The organism is Phenylobacterium soli, assembly GCF_003254475.1.
Taxonomy (GTDB): domain Bacteria; phylum Pseudomonadota; class Alphaproteobacteria; order Caulobacterales; family Caulobacteraceae; genus Phenylobacterium; species Phenylobacterium soli.
On the sequence record NZ_QFYQ01000002.1, the window covers coordinates 160940 to 178954 of the forward strand.

Below are 18015 nucleotides of genomic sequence, written 5' to 3' on the forward strand. Positions count from 1 at the left end.
CCACTGCGGCGCCGGAATCCGAATCTCGTTCATCGCGCAGCCCGGAAGCGCTCGCCGACCACGGCCATCCAGGTGAGGAGGGTGTCGCGGTTTGGGTCCCAGGGCTGGCAGAGGTGCCAGCTGAACCACATCAGCGTCGCCGCTCCGTCAGGCATGGGCGTGAACTGCACATTCTGGGGATGCCCTCCGCCGGCTAGGCGCAGGTCCTCGTCCACCCAGAAGCTGTCCGGATTGGCGTAGGGGAACCCCTGCGGGGCAACGAACCGCACGGTAACGCGCGGCTTGGACCACCCGGCCCCGGTGACCACGTCCGGCACGGTCACCAGGTGGCCGCCTCCCGAGAGCGGCGTGGCGCTCGTGCCCGGATAGCGGGCCACGAGCGCCTGAAGCTGCGCCTCGAACATCGCTTAGCCGCCGTAGCTGGCGGGGGGGACGCGGGTGAAGTGCAGGTGCCCGTGGCCCTCGTCGAAGCGCACCACTTCGTCATCGGCGATCAGGCGCTCCTCGCCGTGCTCCCCAGGAGGGTCCAGGAGCAGGCCGTAACCGGCGGGCCAGTCCGGCACCTTGGCCTTGATTTGCGCGCCGGTGAGGGCCGGCTGGTCGGTCGTGTAGCGCACGTTGTCGACGAAGTACTCGTAGGTCTTCGGCTTCGGGTGGTGCGGAACGTCGTCGGGCTGGCTCATTATTTCGATCTCCATGGTTGGTGTCGCGGCGGAACTGAGACGACGGTCACCGCACCCGTCCCGTTCGCGATATGAGCGAGACTCATGCGCGTTTCAAGCGGATTTTTAATGTAGACATTAATTTCAATGGGCCCCGCGCCGCCGCCCACGACTGGGAGTGCAACTACGAGGCGATGGGCGGCCGCCTTTCGACGCTTGATATTGCCCGGCGCATGGGGCGAGATCGGCCACGGGGAACGAGGTCCGATTCACAAGTGAGCTTCCGGGGGCGGAACTTAAGGTCTATGTTAAACGTTGGGGGCACATCTTGAGCGGCCCTCGCGAGGGGCTGCCTGCGGGGTACGAGCGATGTCGGAAGCTGTCCGACAGAATGGACGTGGTCGTTCGGACCGAGGCGAGGGCGGAGCTGGAAGCAGCACTGAGCTGGGACGACTGCGCCGAGCTGTACGATCTGGTCAGGCGTTATGCCCGTCATGGTTCGGCCGAAACGCCGCCTCGCAAGCTGTCTCGGAAAGTGGGGTGGCGTCGGGATGGAGTGCGTCGCGGTGAGCCGCCGGTGCTCACGTTTCGCGCGACCGCCGCCCACTTGTTCGGGGTCGTCTTCGAGGCGACCGAACGACCTACTCTGGTGTTTACCGGAGTTGACCTTGTCCGCAAAAACGACAATGCCCGCCCCGAGTTACTAGAGGCAGCGGGCCTCGAGGCGCTTCGAGTGAAGGGTCTCCTGGATCGATGAAGGAGAAAGCCGTGAAGCCGTTGCACATATCCAGCGACACCGAAGACTTCGAGGAACTCCTCGCCGCGCATCGTTTCATTCACGATCTGCAGGTTGAGATCGGGGCGGCCCTGAAGGTGCAGCGGGTATCGCAGACTGAGCTTGCCCGTAGGCTTCACGTTTCCCCTGCCAGGATCAGCCAAATGCTTGGCGGTAACGGCAGCAACATCACAGCTCGCACAATCGCCCGGATTGGCTACGTCCTCGGACTGCGCCCCTGCTTCAGCCTTAGCGACGAAGTTGAAGAAGCTTGGCGATATGAAATCACGGAAGCCGCGCCACCCTCGAAGGTTAAGAGCTACACGCCCTCGGCAGCCGACGGAGTGATCGGCTCCCAGTTCGAAGCCGCTGCCTCCAACGATCCGCCTCCGGCTGCGGAGGAAATCGCCGCGTGAGGAGTAAGGGCGGGAGCACGACCAGCGCCGAGCCGGCACCTGAGGAATACAGCGCAGCCGTGGACGCAGCGGAGTTGCTGTCGGTTCGGCTCATCCACTCCGAGTTCACGGTGGAGGCGGAAGCCTATCAGCGTGACAAGTCGAGCTGGAAACGCAGTTACGGATGCGAGGCCCAAGGTGTGGCGTTTAACGCGAAGCGGGACCGCCTCTCCGGCTCTGTCGTAGCCGAAGTCGTCTGCCGCACAGGACGTAAGCGCATCGTGGTGGCCAAGTGCCGCTATTTGGTGGACTATGCGATCAAGGGGAGCCCGACCGATACGGCGGCGGAAACCTTCTTCGGCCGAGTTGGCGTTTTCGCCGCCTACCCCTACTTCCGCTCACATTTTGCCGAACTCACCAGCCAAGCTGGCCTGCTACTAGGTCCGTTGCCCGTCTTAAAGGAATCCGCCCGGCCTATGCCGAGAGCGGAAATGAACGACCCTGCAGACGCCTGACGGCTAGGGCATCGCGCTTCAAACGATGCTCGCGAGTTGGCCGCCGCCGCCGCCTTCGAACCAAGAAGGTGACGAGCGCACCAGCAATCAATGCTGGGCCGATCTTCGAACCGACCCTTTGGCCCAGGAAGGTTAGTTCAGGACCGAACCCGCCGCCAGCAAGCCGGCCGTTGTCCGGGCGGAGGTCCACCTCTTGCGCCCAACCGACCCGATGGGCCGCCCAGAACGGCCGAAGTACCTATTCGGCCGATGGCGTGTGGCGTGAGCCGTGATGCCTTTGGCGGCGATGTATCGCCCAGGCCACGCCGACTACGATCGCCGCCCCGGGGCAGCGTCATCGCGAAATTGATCAAGCCTTGAAGCATGGGCATGGCCCCCTTGGGGGCGCGCTTGGAAATATAGCGCAGGAAGGCGAGGCTCGCCACGACGGCTCCAGCCCATCGGAGGCGGAGCAGCCTCCCCGCCCGCGATGTATACGCGCCATCCGGCTCTGAAGCCCAACAGAAGGCCACCGGGACCACCTCGGAAGCGGACGCCCTCATGCCACCCTGCTGGATCGCAAAGCATGGGGCCCCGGATCACGAGCACGGATCGAATTCGGCGCGAATTCCATGATACAAATTTAGAAAACGAGACCGCGATAAACAGATTTCACATACGGAACAGGTTACCTGTATCTATATACATCCATCAGATGGCATAAAATCAAGCAATCTGCACGACCTATAGCGCTCTAAGTTCATCTCGCAAGATCTCTAGAAGTAGAATTTTCTTGCCGACTCTTCACCTCCATCGGAATCATGGCCGCGCTCAGCCGCGATAAGCGCGGCCGTGCGTATCGCGCCCATGGGAAGGAGTGAAAATGTCGCCCTGACTAGAACTGCTCACACGCCGAACGGCGGAAACGACAAACGCTCAGGCTGCCACCTGAGCGTTCGTTGGGCGGAGCCCGAAGATCGAATCCAATCGATGCTTTGACTCTCCCCCCGCACCGCTCCGATGTCAACCGACTGCTGCCGCGGCGGTCCTGAAGACGTGCGCGCGCTCCGCCTCAACTGACATTTTCAAAGAAGGAAGAGGCAATGCCTATCCAACACGGTGCGCCTGTGGCGCAGCGACCGCTCCCCCATGCCCTCGGCACTGGTGGGGCGCCCTACTACGGACCCAAGACGGTCCAACAGGCGATCTCTGAACTCGGATCTCCGAAGGCGCCCGGCTCGTGGGATGCCATCAACTCCATCGGAACGCTGGTGGTGACGCCGGATGGCCGTCCCATCCGCTCGGCGATCACGGGCCGGCGCGTGATCGTCACCGGCAGCTATGCGAGCCGAAAGGCCAGGCGCACCCAGCCCCACGAGAGCATGAACGAGCTCGCGCTCTTCCACGAGAGCGAGGTCGATGTCGACGTGCTCGACTATCGCGCTCAGCCGTTCCGGTTCGAGTTCCTGCTGGACGGACGTCGCACCGCCTACATCGCCGACTGCTTCCGCATCCTCTCGAACGCCCCGCCAGAGGTGGTGGAGGTCAAGTCCGACTACCGGCACCTTCGCGACCCGGCCTACGCGGAGAAGCTTCGCTTGGTCGGAGAGATGTGCCGGCGCCTGGGCTGGCGGTTCCGAACCGTCACCAAGGAACAGCTCCTGGAGCCGAAGGTCCGGCGGGCGAACATTCAGCTCATCCAATCCAGGCGATTGGTCCACTTCGACACGACCGACGTCTATGCCGCCACCAATGTGCTGGAGAGCGCCGGAGGTCCTACGCCCCTTGGCGCCGTGTGCTCGGCGCTCGGCGATCCGCGGCTTGGAATGTCCCGCGCCATGGCGATGATGGTCGCGCGGATACTGCGCATCGACCTGTCAAAGCCGCTCTCCCCAGCGAGCTGGGTCACCTTGGTCAACACGCCTCGGGCCTCTCTTCGGGAGGTACGCTGATGGGCTGCCCGATCCGCTTCACACCCGGCGATCGCTGGGAATTCAAAGGGGCCGAGCTGATCTTCGAGCGAGAGCTGGGCGACAAGCTCCTGCAGTTCTCGGTCAAGCGCACGCTCGCGCCGTTCCAGGTCGAGCAGCCCTCCGGGATGCTCGTGGCGCCCGACTGGAACTGGGCCACTTCATCGCTGGCCAACGGCTCCCTTCGCCGCCTTCCAACCGAGGAAACGCGGCTGGCGGCGAGGCGCGCAGCTGCCGAGCGCGAATACGCGTCCGAGGACGCGGCCGCCATCGATAAGCAAGCTCGCCTGCGGAGGTTTGTCGTCCAAGGCCTGGACAAGATGGGCGTCACGTCAGGCGGTGACGCGAAGATCCAGGCCGCCGTCGACCGGCTCTGGGATGAGCAGCCCAACAAGACCGCCCAGTTCGAAGGCAAGCCCGCCGCAAGGACTGTGCGGCGCTGGCTCGCGGAAAGGGGCAGCCCGGGCAGCAGAGCCCTTCGCCAAATGATCTCCATGGCGGGCCGGGTGAAGCGGAGATCTCGGCTCGAGACGCTCGCGCAGAAGGCGCTGGTCAAGGCGGCTCTCTTCTACTGGTCGTGCCCGCGCATCCACGTCAAGGACGCCTATGCGCGGATGGCCGTCAGGATCGAGCGGCTGAACAGGATCCGCGCTGCATCCTCGGCGAACGTGCCCGCTCTGAAGCGGCCTTCCCGAGAGGCCCTGCGCCTCCTGGTGAGAGAGTTTGAATGCCTTGAGACCTATGCCGAGAGGTGGGGCGAGCGGAAGGCAGAGCTGAGGTTCAAGGCAGACGGAAGGGGGCTGGCGGCTTCCCGCTTCCTCCAACTTGGCTGCCTCGATCATACCCTCCTCGACAATGTCGCCGTTTTCGACAACGACGCCCTACTTCCACTCGGCCGGCCCTACCTCACCGTCCTCATCGACGTGCGAACGCGCTGCGTCGTCGGCTTCGTTCTCTGCTTCGAGCCGCCATCCCTCTATCAGGCGCTCGAGTGTGTGAAGCGCGCGAACCAACCTAAGGCGGACCTCGCCGAGAGGTATCCAGACTTCCCCGTCCTGGCGCAGATCTTCGGCCGCTTCGACGAGATCGTGATCGATAATGGCTGGGAGCTTGCAGGCTCCTCCTACGAGGACGCTCTCGGCGATGCCGGGACCTCAGTGCGGTGGGCTCCGGTCAGGAGCCCTACCTACAAGGCCATTGTTGAGCGCTTCTTCCGCACCTTGAACGGACAAATCCGCAAGGCGCCGGGGGGCGTGCTCAACCCCGAGCTCCTGCGCGAGATGGGGTACGATCCCTACCAGGACGCCGCCCTCACTCGCGCTGAACTCGAAGGCCTGATCTGGGATGTACTGAAGCTCTACCACATCGAGGTCCACGATGGAGTGGGCCGGCCGCCCGCCGACTTGTGGCGGCAAGACATGGAGGCCTTCGGCATCGATGTGATCGCCGACGTGCGCCAGCTCGAGAAGATGGCGGGGCAGATGAAATATCCCTGCACGCTCACCAAGTCGGGCGTCCAGGTCTTCGGTCTCCAGTTTCACGACGAGGCCGCTACCGCAGCGCTTCTGCAGGACCTGATCAGCACTTCGCCGATCCGGGAGCAACGCAAGGGCTCCGCCACGGCGAGGGTGAAGATCAAGTTCAACCCGGCCGACCTTGGCCGCATCCATGTCTGGAACGAGCGCCGGAAGCTCTACGTCACCCTACCCTGTACTCACGACGGATATGCGGACGGCATATCCCTGTGGCAGCATGAACGGCTCAGCGAGTGGGCGGAGCAGAAAGGGCTGGAGTTCAGCAGCGAGGATGATCGGAATCGCGCTCGCGCCGCCTTGATCGCCAACATCGAGCGCCTGGCTCCCGAGCTCAAGGTTCGGCAGCGGCGAGCGATGGCGCGGCTGCTTTCTTCGCCAGTTGTTCAGGATCGCCTGCAAGGTCGCGGCGTGGTCGTCGCCCACGCGCCGTCCCGTCACGACGGCATGGCGCCGGTCGTCCCTCATGACACGCTCGCTAGCGAACGAACCGATGGCAGCACGCCCCCCACCAGGCCGCCTCGGGGGAAGCGCCGGCGCCGCCGCGTAACCGACGTGGACGCTGGCCAGGCCCCGCCGACGCCGTCCCCTGAGAGGGCTGAGGACGCCAGCGACATCGACGATTGGAAGGAGTTCGAATGATGACCTCCGACCTTCCCGAAGGGCTGGACCCCGCCCGCCCGGCGACGGGTCAGCGCATCGAGCGCGTCAGCGGCGAGATCAATGCGGAGGTGGCGGCGAAAGTCGCCACCTTCCACTCCCTCTATCTGCCCTATCCACCGCACACCGAGCTGCACGGACGCATCGACTACGTCCTGAAGCTGGGACAACTCACGCGCGGACAACCCCAGAAGGGCCTGCGCGTGCTTGCCCCGTCCGGCTCGGGCAAGACGGCCACGGCCAAGGCCGTCATCCGGCGGATCGAAAGTCTGACGCCTCGGACAGAGACGTTCATTCCGGCGCTCTATGTCCCGCTCGAACGCGACACGACGCCCAAGAAACTGATGATCGAGATTCTCCAGGCGTTCGGCGACCCCTTCGCCCTGCGAGGCACGGAAATCACTCTGAAAGATCGGGCCTATGCATGCTTCGAACGGTTCGGGACCCAGGTCCTCTTCATCGACGAGGTTCAGCATCTCAGACCTGGCGTGAAGCGGACCACTAGCGACGCGACGGACGCGCTCAAGCGTATGCTCGACAGCGGCGTGGTGCCGATCGTCTTTCTAGGCACCGAGGAGGCCGAAGACCTCTTCACGCGCAACGTGCAGCTCAGCAGCCGGCTACACCCGCCGGCGGACCTCAGGAGGCTTCAGCGCGATGACGAGCGCGATCGCGGACTCCTGATGGGTTTCGTGAAGAAGCTCGACGCCAAGCTTGTCGAAGAAGGCCTCACCTCCCGGTCATCGCCGCTCTCACACCCGTGGGTCCGGGCATGCCTGCACGAAGTGTCGGATGGCGTCATCGGGCGGATCTCCCGGCTACTCGCGGTCGCATTCGAGATTTCGCTGCGCCGCGATGCAGAGATGATCGAAGCGCACGACCTTGCGGAGGCCACCGACCGATGGGCGGTGGCGCAAGGCTTCGCCACCACAAATCCCTTCAGAACCAACCGTCCGAACATCTGATGACGGACAAAGCACTCACGGGCGGAGGATCACCTCCGCGCGTCTTGTTTCCCCTCACGCCGTTCGCCGATGAGAGCGCCGTGGGCCTCATCTGCCGTACGGCAGAGTGGAATCACCTGAGCCCCGCTGACCTGTTGCGCACGGTTGGGCTCGACACGAAAGCCGGACCGGTCGCGCTGGCTGCGAAGAGCGAAGAGCTCGCGGCCTGCTTAGGGGTCCCACTGCGAGATCTTCAAAGCCGTCTGCCTACGCCGCTAGCGGGGCGCAGAGGGCCAATCCGCATCTTCGATCAGATCATGCAGTCCAAGCACGTGAATTGCCGCGAGCTTCGGGTCTCGCCGGCAGCGCTCCGCAAGTCTCCCCATCATCGGTTGATCTGGAACATCACCGCGTTGCCGTGTTGCGCGGAGACTTGGCAGTCTCTCATCGACCGCTGCCCAAGCTGCTGCGCGCGCTTGTTGTGGTTTGGGGCAGCAGGCATCCACACATGCAGCCGATGCGGGTTCGACCTTCGCCGCGCGGAGGCGCCTCCCGTCGCCTCGGCCTTGCGTTCTGAGCTCGCGATCGTCGCCAGCCTGCTGAGCCATGATCCCGATGTCAGACAGGCTGCCGCGACAGAGTTCCCACCCGTCTTCCGCGACTTGTCGCCGACCTCCCTGTTCGAACTCATTGTGCTGTTCGCCCGATCCTCAATCGAAGGATCCCGCAGGCAAACCAGCCCGGCTCGGAACCTTCCCGTAGAAGATCTAGCCCGCGGCTGCAGGATCGCGATCGAGTACCCGAGTTCGTTCGCTAATTTTGCCGCGGCTCACACCGACAACCAGGTGATCGCCCCGTTCTTCTGCAGGATCGCCCGGGGCGAATCCCTCAACTTCGATCCCGACCTTCGAGCATTCGCCACGGCGCTCGTGGACGAACATGAGCCGCTTCGCCATGGGCCCGCCCGCCTGAAGGCGCTTCGGGAGCAATCAGGGCGCGTCTCCCTGAGCTCGGCGGCGAAAACGCTGCGCGTCGACAACGCCACCGTTCGCAAGTTGATCACCGCCGGAGCGCTTGAGACGTCTCCTGGCCGCGGAGACCAAAGGTGCCATCAATGGCTGTCGCCGGAGAGCGTCGAGGCTCTGGATCTCAGGTTCTCGTCTCGCCTGTCCGCCGTCGAATTCCACCGGGAATTCGGGCTGCCATACGAGGGGGTGGAGCAACTGGTCAGCGCCGGCGCCCTTTCGGTCTTGGCTGATGACGCCATAGGCTTGGTACATCCTGGGCTCCAGCTGCAGCGGCGCAGCGCCTTGGAATTCATCGATGCCCTGAAGTCCTCGCTCGCGGCCCGAACCAACGATCGGATGGTGTCGCTACAGGACGCATTCACGGCGGTTGGCGCGCGCCCGAAGCCTTGGGCGGCCGTGCTGAAGGCCGCGCTGGACCGCCGCCTGCCGACGGCCCTTGCATGGGAGCCCGAGGAGGTCCTGAAGATCGAAGACCTGCTCATCGCCGACGACCTCGCACGCGATATCGCGTGCGGGCGACACCCTGACCTCTTGGAACTCCCAGAACGCTCGCCGGCGCTCGGGCCCAGACTGAACATGAGCCGGCTCGAGGTGGAGCGGCATCTTAATTGCTATCCGCGCGACGTGAGCTGGCTGATCGAGCACGGCCATCTGCGCGCGGGCAGCGACAGACGCAGCTTCTCGCCGGAGCAAGTGGAGGAGCTAGGCCTCCGCTTGATCAGCTCACGCGAGATCGCCTGGCGATGGCGCATCTCTCCGGAGTTGAGAGACGGCCTCCAGTCCGAGCACGGCATCCAGCGCGAACTGGGCCCGTTCTGGCCGCGGGAGAGGGTGATGGACCACCTTGCTCGCATCTTCCCGCAAGGCCGCCCGAATTAGCGCTCAGGGACAGCATTGGCCGGAAGCGGCCGTTCTGGACTTCAGGGATGGGTGGAAAGCAGTCGCTCGGGTTGGAGCCACCTAGCGTTCGTCGTCGAGTTCCTTGAGCGCTCGCTCGACCTCCGACAGCTGTGTCGCAAGGCTCGCAATTAGCGGGGCGTTGTAGTCCTTGCTGTTCATCGGGTTGCGAAGGAGATGCAGCTGGCGTTCCAGGCCCGCTCTTGCGCCGAGGAGTTCCTCGTATAGCTCACGGTCCGCCTTTGCCATGCCAACAGATTACCCTCGCCGAATAGGCCTGCAATGGGTCGAAGGCAGCCTTTGGCTGAGGCCCCGAAAGGCGACCTTGCGGGAGAGTCCTCATGCGGCGGGAGTTCCAACCGCCGCTTTAGACCCATGGCGGACATTCATTCACGTAGAGGCGAAGGCACAAAACACCAGCCGAGCAGCTCGCCTCCGCACTGTCGCGCGACGATCTCGTAAGCCGCCGAATAATCATTGAGCCACTTGAGCGACAGGGAACTCCGAAGTCTCACGCCACCTCTGCGCTTCAGCATGTGACCGTTCAGTTCTAGGCGGCGCAGGAGCTTCCGCTTCGCATTCCCAACCGCGCTGAAGTCGAACTCGATGACCGCTGCGTCTGAGCCAGGAGCGATCCTGCGCCAGGTGGTGACGAGCGCTGAGTTCAATGCGCGGTGGCGCGTGCTGATTTCAGCAACATCAAATTTGGCCCGAACCTCATCAGGGTCGAGCCACAGGCCGTGAATGACGCGCTCAAAGAAACTGGCCGTGGCCCAATCCACCGAGATCACCGCATCGCATTTCGCGAGACACATCCGAGCATGTTGGATGGCAGCTATCCACCCATCTCAGACGTTGCTCGCTCTAAGCGGTCCCTTGATTTTGCCTCGCGCGGAGCCCTTCGACGCTCGGGCGCAACAGCGTCCTCACCTCTTCCGGCTCGCGTAGGAGGTCGCGCAATCGTTCAATCGTGCGCTTTGCCTCGGCAGCGACAGCCCACCATGCGGGATCACTTAGGATCGCCTCGTGGTCGTAATCATCTCCCGCCGGAGCGGAGTAGGCCAACAGCATCGCGTGTAAAGGGGAGACAGCGGCGACCTCGTTGATGGTCAGGAGGCCCTCCTCAAGACGAATGCGGTAGCTATCTTCTCCATCAAGGCTCAGGTCGTCGAAGTAGCAGCACATGCACTCGACGAACGAGTGATGCGAGTTGTCTGCATCGGGGTTGAGCCACGCTCCGCGTTGCTCTCCCAGGTCCGCGATTTCGCGGATCGCAGCGAGCCACCGCGCTCGCCAAGAAGCCCTCAGTTCGGCGTCGGCCTGCATGGCTGCACCATAGCGTGGCAGCCATGAATGTCCGCTCCCCACCCTTCGCTGACTGTCGCAGCATCCGCTTTGTGGCGCTCGTGCCCGATAGTCGCGATCCCACCCTCGCGTGACCTTCCCGGGCCGAACCGGCAGGCCGAGTTCAGAGCCTCTGGCCGTGTGGGCTCGGTTGGCCCGGGTCAACGGGTTCAGGGCCGGCGGCGGCGTTCAGGGGCTTCATGAAAGAGCGAGAGGCGGGGCGCTTCGCGCCGGGCCGCACCGGCGGCAAACTGAGCCAGATCACGGACGCGCCACAACCTTGACGCTGTGAGGACGGCAACCTTGGGCGCGGAACCCCATTTGGGCGCCATGATGCGCAGGTCCAAAGTTGGTATCTTGTCGCGAACCTTCTGGCGTGTGATGTGCGCCCTTAGCGGGCGAGGGGGCCCGCTGGAGCCGACCATGCAAGCCGACACGCCTGAGCGTCCCCAGAACCAGCCAGACGCCACGGTGAAGGACTCGCGCCAGCGCAAGCGCTATCGCCTCAGCGAACTCGTCGCCCAGATGAACGACGATCGTCGAGGGGAAATTCAGGTCGGCCCGGCTCTGGGCCGAGAGTTTGGCGCGTAGACCGCGCCCGCCGTACACCCTCGAAACTAGTGACGCGAAGAGCGGCAGTTTGCGGCCGGCCGCATCAGTGAACGTTTGCGGGTGGTGAAGGTCAGCCCCCTACCCTGCCATTGCCGAGGTCCGTTCCGATCGTCCGGCCCAGGCACCCACGTGGGTCCGACTAGCGCCAGAAGGAGAAGTTGGCTCGCCTCCGGAAACGCGACATTCACGCCGAGGGCTCAAGCCTCAACGGACGAGAGCGGCCCTGCGTGGACCTTCTAGCTAGAACTTGGCGCGGTGGATGGCGCGTCTTAGCCGATTGCACTCAGGAGAGCTCGCGCCGCCGCAATACGCTTCGGCAGGTTTGAGTTCGAACCCCTGCCCAGCCGTGGCTTTCTTCTGTACGCACGCGATGGCCGGGTAGGCGCGAGACTTCGGCCCGGTCAGCCACCACAAAGTCAAGTCACTCGCCGAGTTGGTCAAAGCGGACGTCACGCCGTCGCCCGCGAAGAGCCGCGCATTTTCGGCCCGCAGCTTCTTCTGCAACTCAGATCGGCTGTGGAAACTCATGCCGCAGAGGGAGTGGGGGGCGTCGGCGCGCGCTGCTCCCGGTGCAACGAGGGAGGCGCAGACGCACATCAGCAGGGCTAACGGACGGAGCATCGCCTCTACCGTTGCTCGGCAGCGAAACGGGCGCAACTTCCGCCATCCAACCCTAGTCGAAATCTACCCAGTCCGGTTCAGGGTCCTTCTCAAACTGGACTGCAAGCACGTCGACCGCTCCGCTCAGGTAAGCTTTGGCGATCCGATGACCCCCATCAAGAAGCCGTCCGTCGCTGCCGAGGAGGACGGGATACGAGAGGTCGGCTTCATCGATCCTGCGGACGTGTTCGGCGACATTGCGGATGGTCGGAGAGTGTCGCTCGCCAAACCAGCAATCGCGGTCGAACTCGGGAATGTCTTCGATCCTGACCCGCTTCGGTGGGAGGTTCGCCGCTGCCGCCCATAACTTCTCTGTTAGCCAATAGCCTCGGCCACCGGGAACCGTGTGCGAGTGCTTCTCAGGGGATATCCGAGCGCCAACCATGGCGCGTACCAATCATGGCGGCGTCGAAGTCTCAACGTCCGCTTCCACCCGTTGCAGACATTCCCCCGCAGGATAGGCTCTTCAGCAGGGAGCGTTCAGGTCGATGCGAACTCTGCTCAACTGCCTCATCTCGGCCGCCTTCGCGGTCCTGTCCTTGGCCGCCACCCCGACGGCGACCGCGGCGCACCCGATCAGGCTGGAAAACGGGCCGATCCCAGTCGAGCAGGCCTTCCGGCTCAAGGCGACCCTGGGCGAAGTGACGTTTGCCTCTGAGGTGGACGCCGCCGTCAAGCAGCTTTGGACCCGTAATGAGGCCACGGGCCGCTGCGCAACGTCCGCCGAAACAGCCGCCGCGGCCCAGATGGAACTCGTCCGCCGCACCCCCGATCCGCAAGCCTTCTCCAAGTCGCGGGCCGCGGCCGAAGCCGCCTTGGCTCGGCGTCGGGAGCTGCGGGCGCTCTACCTCGGCGGCGCAAAGGCGCCGCCGCCCTACGGCCTCGTGAGCCGGATGGCCGCCCGGGCGAAGGCCGAGCCCAACCCCCGGCTGGCGCAGCTCTATGGCCGGATGGCCGAGGATCAGTTCTCGCGGATCGACAGCATGACCTTGCGCCCCTTCGCCGGGCCGGGCGTGCACACCGAGTGGGAAAAGGGGTTGGACGAGGCGGCGCTCGCCTATGTGGACGCGACCATCGGCGGCGAATGGTGCCCCATGGACCACGCCAACGCCGCCTGGCTGAAGGCCGACCTGCGGGCTCATGGCTGGTACAGGATCTCGGTCTACGGCCCCGACGCGGACCGCGCCGCTTGGGCCATCGTCCAGCACGCGCGCCACGACCTGGCCTTCCAGGAGGAGGCGCTCGCCATGCTTGAGCCGCTCTGGCAGTCCGGCGAGACGCGGGGCGAGAACTACGCCCTGCTCTACGACCAGACCGCCCACTATCAGGGCCGGCCTGGCCGCTTCGGCGTCACGGGCCGCTGCACGGCCCCCGGCGTCTGGACGCCGGACCCCGTGGAAGACGGCAGCGCGACCAACGCCTGGCGCGCGAAGGCCGGCATGCCGCCCCTGGCCCAGTACGTTGCGACCCGCAGCCGAGGTTGCACCGGCCTCGGGAGGATCGAATGAGGTTTGAGGATGTCCAGGTCTCAGCGGAGCACTTCTACGCGCTCGGCCGGGACTGCCAGACCGGCGGCTACTATCTTGCGATCCCGGTCGCCAACCGACTGGTGAACTACGACGAATATTATTCGATCACGCCGGCGCAATTCGATGCGTTCCGACACGACCCGCCGGCAGCGAGCGAGTTCGCGGATCGGTGTCGGCGTCGAGAGCTCGACGAGCTTCTGATATTCAAGCCGGGCTCTGACCGCGGAGCGCCATTCTAAGGCGCCGCGGAACTAATCGCATCTCCCGTGCGGAGCCGACATGGCCGCCGATCGAAGGGCGTATTTCGATCCAGCCGTTACCGATATTGCGCCGTCCTGGGCGAAGCGTGAGCGTTGGCCACGCTTTGGCTGTCCCCGCCATATTGGGGCCAGTGTTAGCTTGTCAGGGTTGGCCCTCAACTTGCGCAGGCGCGAGCCTCACTCGGATCGTCGTGGCCAGCGTTAGCTGGTCGCAATAAAGATCGTAACTCTCGTTTCAGATCAAAGATTTAGATGGCGTCGGCCACAAACCGGACTCGAACCCTTCTGAGCTGGGGAGGCCGAGACGAAACCCGGACCCGCGGAAGATCTGCCACGGGTGGTGAGCGGGCGTTGACCCCGCGCGCTCCGCGTGCACCCTCACGTCATGATCGCAGCTTCTCTGCTTATCGTGGTGGCCTCTGCGGTAGTACCCTTCACGCCGGCCGATGCACAGGCAGCGATCTGGAACGACCTCCAGCTCAACGCGATGATCGGGAACGGCAGCCACATCGCGTCGCTCTGGTACAGCGCCGGTGCGAAGAACCCTACGACGCCCGACCTTCACATCCGGGATTTAGACTGCCGCAGGAAAGCCGAAGCGTATCGCTGCACCTTCGCCCTGGTGCGGGATGGTGGTGTCGCGACTGTGTTGGGCGAAGAGGCTCCGGACGTACTCACATGCGCCGCAGTGCTCCGGCTGGACGCAAATGCGACATGGTCAGTCGAGCATCGGCCCCCGCCTCCGCGCGGCGGACACAGCCGGACGACGATGCAATGTAGGCGCGCCTCCTAGCGATCGAACTTCGCCTAAGGGTCGAAAGCGCCATTTGGGTTCGCGACGGCAAGGCGACATTCGGTTTGACAGAAGCCGTATAAGCCATTGAAACGCACGGGGCCGCCTTAAGGGCGCTTGACTGCCAAAGTCATTGATTTATCTATGTTTATATACTCCCTCCCGGGCCGCCAGCGAACCCCCGGCACGATGATCGTCTCAGCGCGCCGCGACCGGCAGGCTGATGAACGAAGCCGTCTCGCCCCCGCGGTGCACGCTCACCGGCAGGCCCACCCGCCCCTGCGGGTCGGCGAAGGTCAGGCGCAGTCGCACCCTGTGGCCGGCCTTGAACAGGTACGACATCGGCAGGAGGTCGAAGGCGAGTTCCTGGGGCTCGCCCCTGGGCATGGGCCGGGCGTCCGCCTGGCGGTGCGAATGCCACGGCAGGCCGAGGTTGTCGTACGGCGCCGGCGCCAGGGCCCGGTGCGAGGCGCGCAGCCGGCCGACCATCTGGCGCGTCACCGCCGCGCCGTCCGGGGCGACGTCCTCGAGCGTGGCCAGCACGTCCACGTCCGAGCCTTCGGTCGAGACCCACAGGCGCAGCAGCGGATCGCCGGTGATCTCGAGGTCGGCCGCCAGGGGCGCGGTTTCGTAGGAGAGTCCGCCGGCCGGGGTCTCGATGAAGGTGCTGGAGGACGGCGCCGGGGCGGCGGTGAGGGCATGGTCCTCGCCGGCAGCGCTTTCGCCCTGAAGGCCCTTGTCCAGCGCGCCGGCGCCGAGGCGGAAGGTCTGCGCGACGGCTTCCCTGGGCGGCCAGCTGGCGGCGGTGCGCCAGGGCGCGTCGGCCGGACGGTTGTAGGTGTAGTAGGTGACCCGCGGCTCGCGCATCACCCCGTTGTCGACGCCCTTCAGCCAGTGGTCGAAGAAGCGCAGCTCCTCGATGGTGATGTCGAAGCCGGTGTCGGCCTTCACACCGGACCAGTCGCAGTGGGTCCCGGGCCCGACCAGCAGCTTGGTGTTCGGCAGGTTGCGGAAGGTGCGGAAGGCGCCGTGGCGGGTGCCCGCCTCCTCCCAGTTGGCGACGGCGTACACGCCGAACTCGCCGTTGCGCAGCGCCGCGAGATAGGTGCTCGGGCTGGAGCGCATCCACCACGCCTCGCCGACCCCCGGGGCGATGCTGTCGCGGAACGGCGCGGACCCGACCTGCTCGACGTTGCGGGCATGGCCGGCGACGGCCGCCTTCAGCTCGGCGGCGCCGTCCGCACCGTCGACGGGCGCGGCCTGGGCGTCGCGTTCGGCGTTGGCCTGGGCGGCGGACGCGGTGCTGCGCGGCGGGCTCTGCACCCCGCCGAGCTGGACGAAGGGATAGGCGTCGAACTCGGCGCTCATCGGCATGATCGCCTTCAGCGAGGGCGGACGGGTGGTGGCCGCCTGCATCTGGCTGCCGCCCGTCGCCGAGCAGCCCCACATGCCGATCCGCCCGCTGCTCCACGGCTGGCGCGCGAACCACTCGGTCACATCGTAGGCGTCGGTGCGCGCCGCCCCCCTCCACTCGCCGCGATTGTAGCCGACGTTCCGCCCCTCCGACGCGTAGAGCCCGCGGAAGTCGACCACGGCGACGTTGTAGCCGTACTTCACGAGCTGCATGGCGTAGCCGGGATAGCGCTCCACCGTCGGCTGGCCGCGATAGTCCCGCCGGTTGTACGGCGTGTGCATCCAGATCACCGGCAGGCGCTCGGCGGCGAGCTTGCCGCCCGTGGTCGGGCGGAAGAGGTCGGCGGCCAGCCGCACGCCGTCGCGCATCGGGATGTAGAACGACGAGCGCTCCGCCCCATCGTAGGTGGCCTGGGCGTAGCCCTGGTAGACGCCGGGCCGCGAGACCTTGGCGGGCGCGCCGGCGGCGGTCGCGCCGGGCGCCAGCGCCAGCAGGGCCGCGAGGGTGCGGGCGGCGGGAGAGGCGGTCATCGCGCGGATCCTCAGATGTTCTCGGCCGCGGCGGCCCAGGCCTTCAGCTCCGCCGCCCCTTCGGGCAGCAGGAAGCCGTCGGCGATCGCCCGGTCGGAGGCGGCGGCGACCTTGGCCACGTAGCCGGCCTTGTCGCCGTAGAGCTCGCGCATGCGGTCGGGGGTGAACGGCAGGGTGTAGCCGAACAGGAAGCAGTCCTCGGCGCGGCTCGCCTCGTAGGTGGCGTTGGGCGCCTCCACGGTCGGCAGGCGCACGCCGCCCCTGGCGTTTCCGAAGGCGTCGCGCAGCGGCGCGCCGTCCGCATCCGTCTCGATGAAGCGGCTCCTGGGCGGGGCTCGCCCCTCGTCCACCCAGGCGTAGAGGTTGCGGAACAGGGCCGCCTCGACGAGGCGTGTCGGATACTCGTTCGGCCGCGAGCCCTTCGGGAAGCTGGCGTAGCAGGCCTGTGGCGTGGTGTGCGGCTGGCCGGGCGCCTCGGGAGTCGCCACCGGCCGCGGCGGCTTGGCGGCGCCGGCCTGCGGATGCGGGGTGGCGACGTGGGCGCAGCCGGCGAGCTCGTAGATCCGGTAGCGCGGCCCCTCCTCGCCCCGGTTGTTCATCCCGCCGAAGTGGCCGAAGTCGCTCTCGGTGTTCATCCGCATCACCGGCACGTCCAGCGGCCGCACATAGGTGGCGTTGGCCATCGGCAGGTAGGCGTCGAACACCGGCTTGCCGCCGGCCAGCCGCGTCTCGTCGTGGTGGAAGTTGGCGAAGGTGGCCGTCGCCACGCCGGTGAAGGAGTAGCCGGTCATGTAGAGCCGCCGGGCCTTCAGGCCGCCGATCCCGCGGCCGTCCTTCAGCCGCCGGGCGCTGTCCGCGATCATGCCCCAGAGCTGGGTCGGGTGGGCGGCGCCGAGGCGGGCGTAGCGCTGGGCCTCGGTCTTCTTCAGCCCCTCGAAGGTGGAGGGATGCTGGACCGCCACATAGGCGTCGCCGCGGTCCATGAAGAAGCGGTTGATCGCGCTCCAGACGATGGCGTGGCCGCCGCCGCCCGGGTGGACGCATTCGAGGATCACGTTGCCGCTGAACCGCGCCGCATCGCGCGGCCGATAGACGATCAGGCGGGTGACATAGGGCTGGTCAGGGCCGGTCCGCTTGCGCGAGAAGGTCCGACGCGCCTGGTCGGCGACGCTGTCGCGGGTGTTGGTGTCGACCGCGTCGGCCATGGACACCGACTCGTAGACCGGCGCGGTCCCGCTCAGCAGGTACTCCTCGGCCACATAGCCCTGGTCGCGGGGATCCCAGACCTGCAGGCCCTTCTCGACGGGGTCCGGCAGCGGGCCCTCGAGGCCAGGCGCGGCCTCGGCCGTCCGCCCCATGAGCAGCAGCCCCGCGCTCGCCGCGCCAAAGCCCAGAACGGACCGTCGATGGAGCTTCATCGGCTCGCCTCCCCTTACGTTATTGTTCGCCCTAGAAAAGGTTGGTCAGACAAACGACGTCAAGCCGAAATCCCTCGCATCGGAGCAGCGGGCGGGCC

The 18015-nt window shown here is 65.8% G+C and carries 19 protein-coding genes; 11 read left to right on the plus strand and 8 right to left on the minus strand.

Features of this window, described 5'->3' with window-relative positions; all coding sequences use genetic code 11:
- Positions 1 to 29: 29 nt before the first annotated feature.
- Entirely contained in the window at positions 30 to 404 is a 375-nt protein-coding gene (locus DJ017_RS18190) for an E2/UBC family protein (protein WP_111530322.1), read from the minus strand.
- 3 nt (positions 405 to 407) lie between these two features.
- Positions 408 to 683: a multiubiquitin domain-containing protein gene (locus DJ017_RS18195; protein ID WP_165830713.1), complete on the minus strand. Its 276-nt coding sequence runs from the start codon at positions 681 to 683 to the stop codon at positions 408 to 410.
- A 370-nt stretch (positions 684 to 1053) separates the two neighbouring features.
- On the opposite strand from DJ017_RS18195, the gene DJ017_RS20175 reads away from it, so the two are divergent.
- The 7 genes from DJ017_RS20175 (at position 1054) to DJ017_RS18225 (ending at position 9339) form a co-directional block, all read left to right on the plus strand.
- On the plus strand, positions 1054 to 1419 hold the full coding sequence (locus DJ017_RS20175; RefSeq protein WP_133255501.1) for a hypothetical protein: 366 nt from the start codon (positions 1054 to 1056) through the stop codon (positions 1417 to 1419).
- Entirely contained in the window at positions 1416 to 1853 is a 438-nt protein-coding gene (locus DJ017_RS18200) for a helix-turn-helix transcriptional regulator (protein WP_111530324.1), read from the plus strand. The genes DJ017_RS20175 and DJ017_RS18200 overlap by 4 nt, the downstream gene beginning before the upstream one ends.
- Before the next feature lie 59 nt (positions 1854 to 1912).
- Positions 1913 to 2347 (plus strand): hypothetical protein, encoded by a 435-nt coding sequence (locus tag DJ017_RS18205; RefSeq protein ID WP_133255502.1) that lies wholly within the window; start codon positions 1913 to 1915, stop codon positions 2345 to 2347.
- 1250 nt (positions 2348 to 3597) lie between these two features.
- Positions 3598 to 4278: a TnsA endonuclease N-terminal domain-containing protein gene (locus tag DJ017_RS18210; protein WP_165830714.1), complete on the plus strand. Its 681-nt coding sequence runs from the start codon at positions 3598 to 3600 to the stop codon at positions 4276 to 4278.
- Positions 4278 to 6470, plus strand: a complete 2193-nt coding sequence (locus DJ017_RS18215) for a Mu transposase C-terminal domain-containing protein (RefSeq protein ID WP_111530327.1) — start codon at positions 4278 to 4280, stop codon at positions 6468 to 6470. The genes DJ017_RS18210 and DJ017_RS18215 overlap by 1 nt, the downstream gene beginning before the upstream one ends.
- Complete coding sequence (locus tag DJ017_RS18220; RefSeq protein ID WP_111530526.1) at positions 6470 to 7453, plus strand: TniB family NTP-binding protein; 984 nt, start codon at positions 6470 to 6472, stop codon at positions 7451 to 7453. Before DJ017_RS18215 ends, DJ017_RS18220 begins: the two co-directional genes overlap by 1 nt.
- Positions 7453 to 9339: a TniQ family protein gene (locus tag DJ017_RS18225; protein ID WP_165830715.1), complete on the plus strand. Its 1887-nt coding sequence runs from the start codon at positions 7453 to 7455 to the stop codon at positions 9337 to 9339. Before DJ017_RS18220 ends, DJ017_RS18225 begins: the two co-directional genes overlap by 1 nt.
- Before the next feature lie 81 nt (positions 9340 to 9420).
- On the opposite strand, the gene DJ017_RS18230 is transcribed toward DJ017_RS18225, so the two are convergent.
- The 3 genes from DJ017_RS18230 to DJ017_RS18235 all read right to left on the minus strand — a co-directional run bounded on the left by DJ017_RS18230 (position 9421) and on the right by DJ017_RS18235 (position 10683).
- The gene (locus tag DJ017_RS18230; protein WP_111530329.1) at positions 9421 to 9606 is read right to left on the minus strand and encodes a hypothetical protein; all 186 of its coding nucleotides are present in this window, start codon (positions 9604 to 9606) and stop codon (positions 9421 to 9423) included.
- A gap of 137 nt (positions 9607 to 9743) precedes the next feature.
- On the minus strand, positions 9744 to 10172 hold the full coding sequence (locus DJ017_RS20180) for a hypothetical protein (protein ID WP_133255503.1): 429 nt from the start codon (positions 10170 to 10172) through the stop codon (positions 9744 to 9746).
- Between the two features lie 49 nt (positions 10173 to 10221).
- Positions 10222 to 10683: a hypothetical protein gene (locus tag DJ017_RS18235; protein WP_111530330.1), complete on the minus strand. Its 462-nt coding sequence runs from the start codon at positions 10681 to 10683 to the stop codon at positions 10222 to 10224.
- Positions 10684 to 11124: 441 nt separating this feature from the next.
- Between DJ017_RS18235 and DJ017_RS20545 the strand changes: the two genes are divergently transcribed.
- Positions 11125 to 11292: a hypothetical protein gene (locus DJ017_RS20545; protein WP_165830716.1), complete on the plus strand. Its 168-nt coding sequence runs from the start codon at positions 11125 to 11127 to the stop codon at positions 11290 to 11292.
- A gap of 261 nt (positions 11293 to 11553) precedes the next feature.
- Here the strand turns inward: DJ017_RS20545 and DJ017_RS20185 are convergent, their stop codons facing one another.
- Positions 11554 to 11841, minus strand: a complete 288-nt coding sequence (locus DJ017_RS20185; protein ID WP_165830717.1) for a hypothetical protein — start codon at positions 11839 to 11841, stop codon at positions 11554 to 11556.
- A gap of 238 nt (positions 11842 to 12079) precedes the next feature.
- Here DJ017_RS20185 and DJ017_RS20550 point away from each other — a divergent pair, with 238 nt between their 5' ends.
- The 3 genes from DJ017_RS20550 to DJ017_RS18255 all read left to right on the plus strand — a co-directional run bounded on the left by DJ017_RS20550 (position 12080) and on the right by DJ017_RS18255 (position 13741).
- On the plus strand, positions 12080 to 12280 hold the full coding sequence (locus tag DJ017_RS20550) for a hypothetical protein (protein ID WP_165830718.1): 201 nt from the start codon (positions 12080 to 12082) through the stop codon (positions 12278 to 12280).
- Between the two features lie 181 nt (positions 12281 to 12461).
- Positions 12462 to 13481, plus strand: a complete 1020-nt coding sequence (locus DJ017_RS18250) for a DUF6624 domain-containing protein (protein WP_111530332.1) — start codon at positions 12462 to 12464, stop codon at positions 13479 to 13481.
- Positions 13478 to 13741, plus strand: a complete 264-nt coding sequence (locus tag DJ017_RS18255; RefSeq protein ID WP_111530333.1) for a hypothetical protein — start codon at positions 13478 to 13480, stop codon at positions 13739 to 13741. Before DJ017_RS18250 ends, DJ017_RS18255 begins: the two co-directional genes overlap by 4 nt.
- A gap of 1012 nt (positions 13742 to 14753) precedes the next feature.
- Here DJ017_RS18255 and DJ017_RS18260 read toward each other — a convergent pair.
- The gene (locus DJ017_RS18260; RefSeq protein ID WP_111530528.1) at positions 14754 to 16499 is read right to left on the minus strand and encodes a CocE/NonD family hydrolase; all 1746 of its coding nucleotides are present in this window, start codon (positions 16497 to 16499) and stop codon (positions 14754 to 14756) included.
- Positions 16500 to 16510: 11 nt separating this feature from the next.
- On the minus strand, positions 16511 to 17917 hold the full coding sequence (locus DJ017_RS20555; RefSeq protein ID WP_165830719.1) for an alpha/beta hydrolase domain-containing protein: 1407 nt from the start codon (positions 17915 to 17917) through the stop codon (positions 16511 to 16513).
- Positions 17918 to 18015: the final 98 nt, after the last annotated feature.

Excerpts from the sequence above, each read along its gene's own strand:
- DJ017_RS18220 (WP_111530526.1), top strand. The coding sequence starts at position 6,470 with ATGACCTCCGACCTTCCCGAAGGGCTGGACCCCGCCCGCCCGGCGACG.
- DJ017_RS20175 (WP_133255501.1), top strand. The coding sequence starts at position 1,054 with ATGGACGTGGTCGTTCGGACCGAGGCGAGGGCGGAGCTGGAAGCAGCA.
- DJ017_RS18235 (WP_111530330.1), bottom strand. The coding sequence starts at position 10,683 with ATGCAGGCCGACGCCGAACTGAGGGCTTCTTGGCGAGCGCGGTGGCTC.
- DJ017_RS18225 (WP_165830715.1), top strand. The coding sequence starts at position 7,453 with ATGACGGACAAAGCACTCACGGGCGGAGGATCACCTCCGCGCGTCTTG.
- DJ017_RS18215 (WP_111530327.1), top strand. The coding sequence starts at position 4,278 with ATGGGCTGCCCGATCCGCTTCACACCCGGCGATCGCTGGGAATTCAAA.
- DJ017_RS18250 (WP_111530332.1), top strand. The coding sequence starts at position 12,462 with ATGCGAACTCTGCTCAACTGCCTCATCTCGGCCGCCTTCGCGGTCCTG.
- DJ017_RS18260 (WP_111530528.1), bottom strand. The coding sequence starts at position 16,499 with ATGACCGCCTCTCCCGCCGCCCGCACCCTCGCGGCCCTGCTGGCGCTG.
- DJ017_RS18230 (WP_111530329.1), bottom strand. The coding sequence starts at position 9,606 with ATGGCAAAGGCGGACCGTGAGCTATACGAGGAACTCCTCGGCGCAAGA.
- DJ017_RS20180 (WP_133255503.1), bottom strand. The coding sequence starts at position 10,172 with ATGTGTCTCGCGAAATGCGATGCGGTGATCTCGGTGGATTGGGCCACG.
- DJ017_RS20185 (WP_165830717.1), bottom strand. The coding sequence starts at position 11,841 with ATGAGTTTCCACAGCCGATCTGAGTTGCAGAAGAAGCTGCGGGCCGAA.
- DJ017_RS20555 (WP_165830719.1), bottom strand. The coding sequence starts at position 17,917 with ATGAAGCTCCATCGACGGTCCGTTCTGGGCTTTGGCGCGGCGAGCGCG.
- DJ017_RS18195 (WP_165830713.1), bottom strand. The coding sequence starts at position 683 with ATGAGCCAGCCCGACGACGTTCCGCACCACCCGAAGCCGAAGACCTAC.
- DJ017_RS20545 (WP_165830716.1), top strand. The coding sequence starts at position 11,125 with ATGCAAGCCGACACGCCTGAGCGTCCCCAGAACCAGCCAGACGCCACG.
- DJ017_RS18190 (WP_111530322.1), bottom strand. The coding sequence starts at position 404 with ATGTTCGAGGCGCAGCTTCAGGCGCTCGTGGCCCGCTATCCGGGCACG.
- DJ017_RS18255 (WP_111530333.1), top strand. The coding sequence starts at position 13,478 with ATGAGGTTTGAGGATGTCCAGGTCTCAGCGGAGCACTTCTACGCGCTC.
- DJ017_RS18200 (WP_111530324.1), top strand. The coding sequence starts at position 1,416 with ATGAAGGAGAAAGCCGTGAAGCCGTTGCACATATCCAGCGACACCGAA.
- DJ017_RS20550 (WP_165830718.1), top strand. The coding sequence starts at position 12,080 with ATGACCCCCATCAAGAAGCCGTCCGTCGCTGCCGAGGAGGACGGGATA.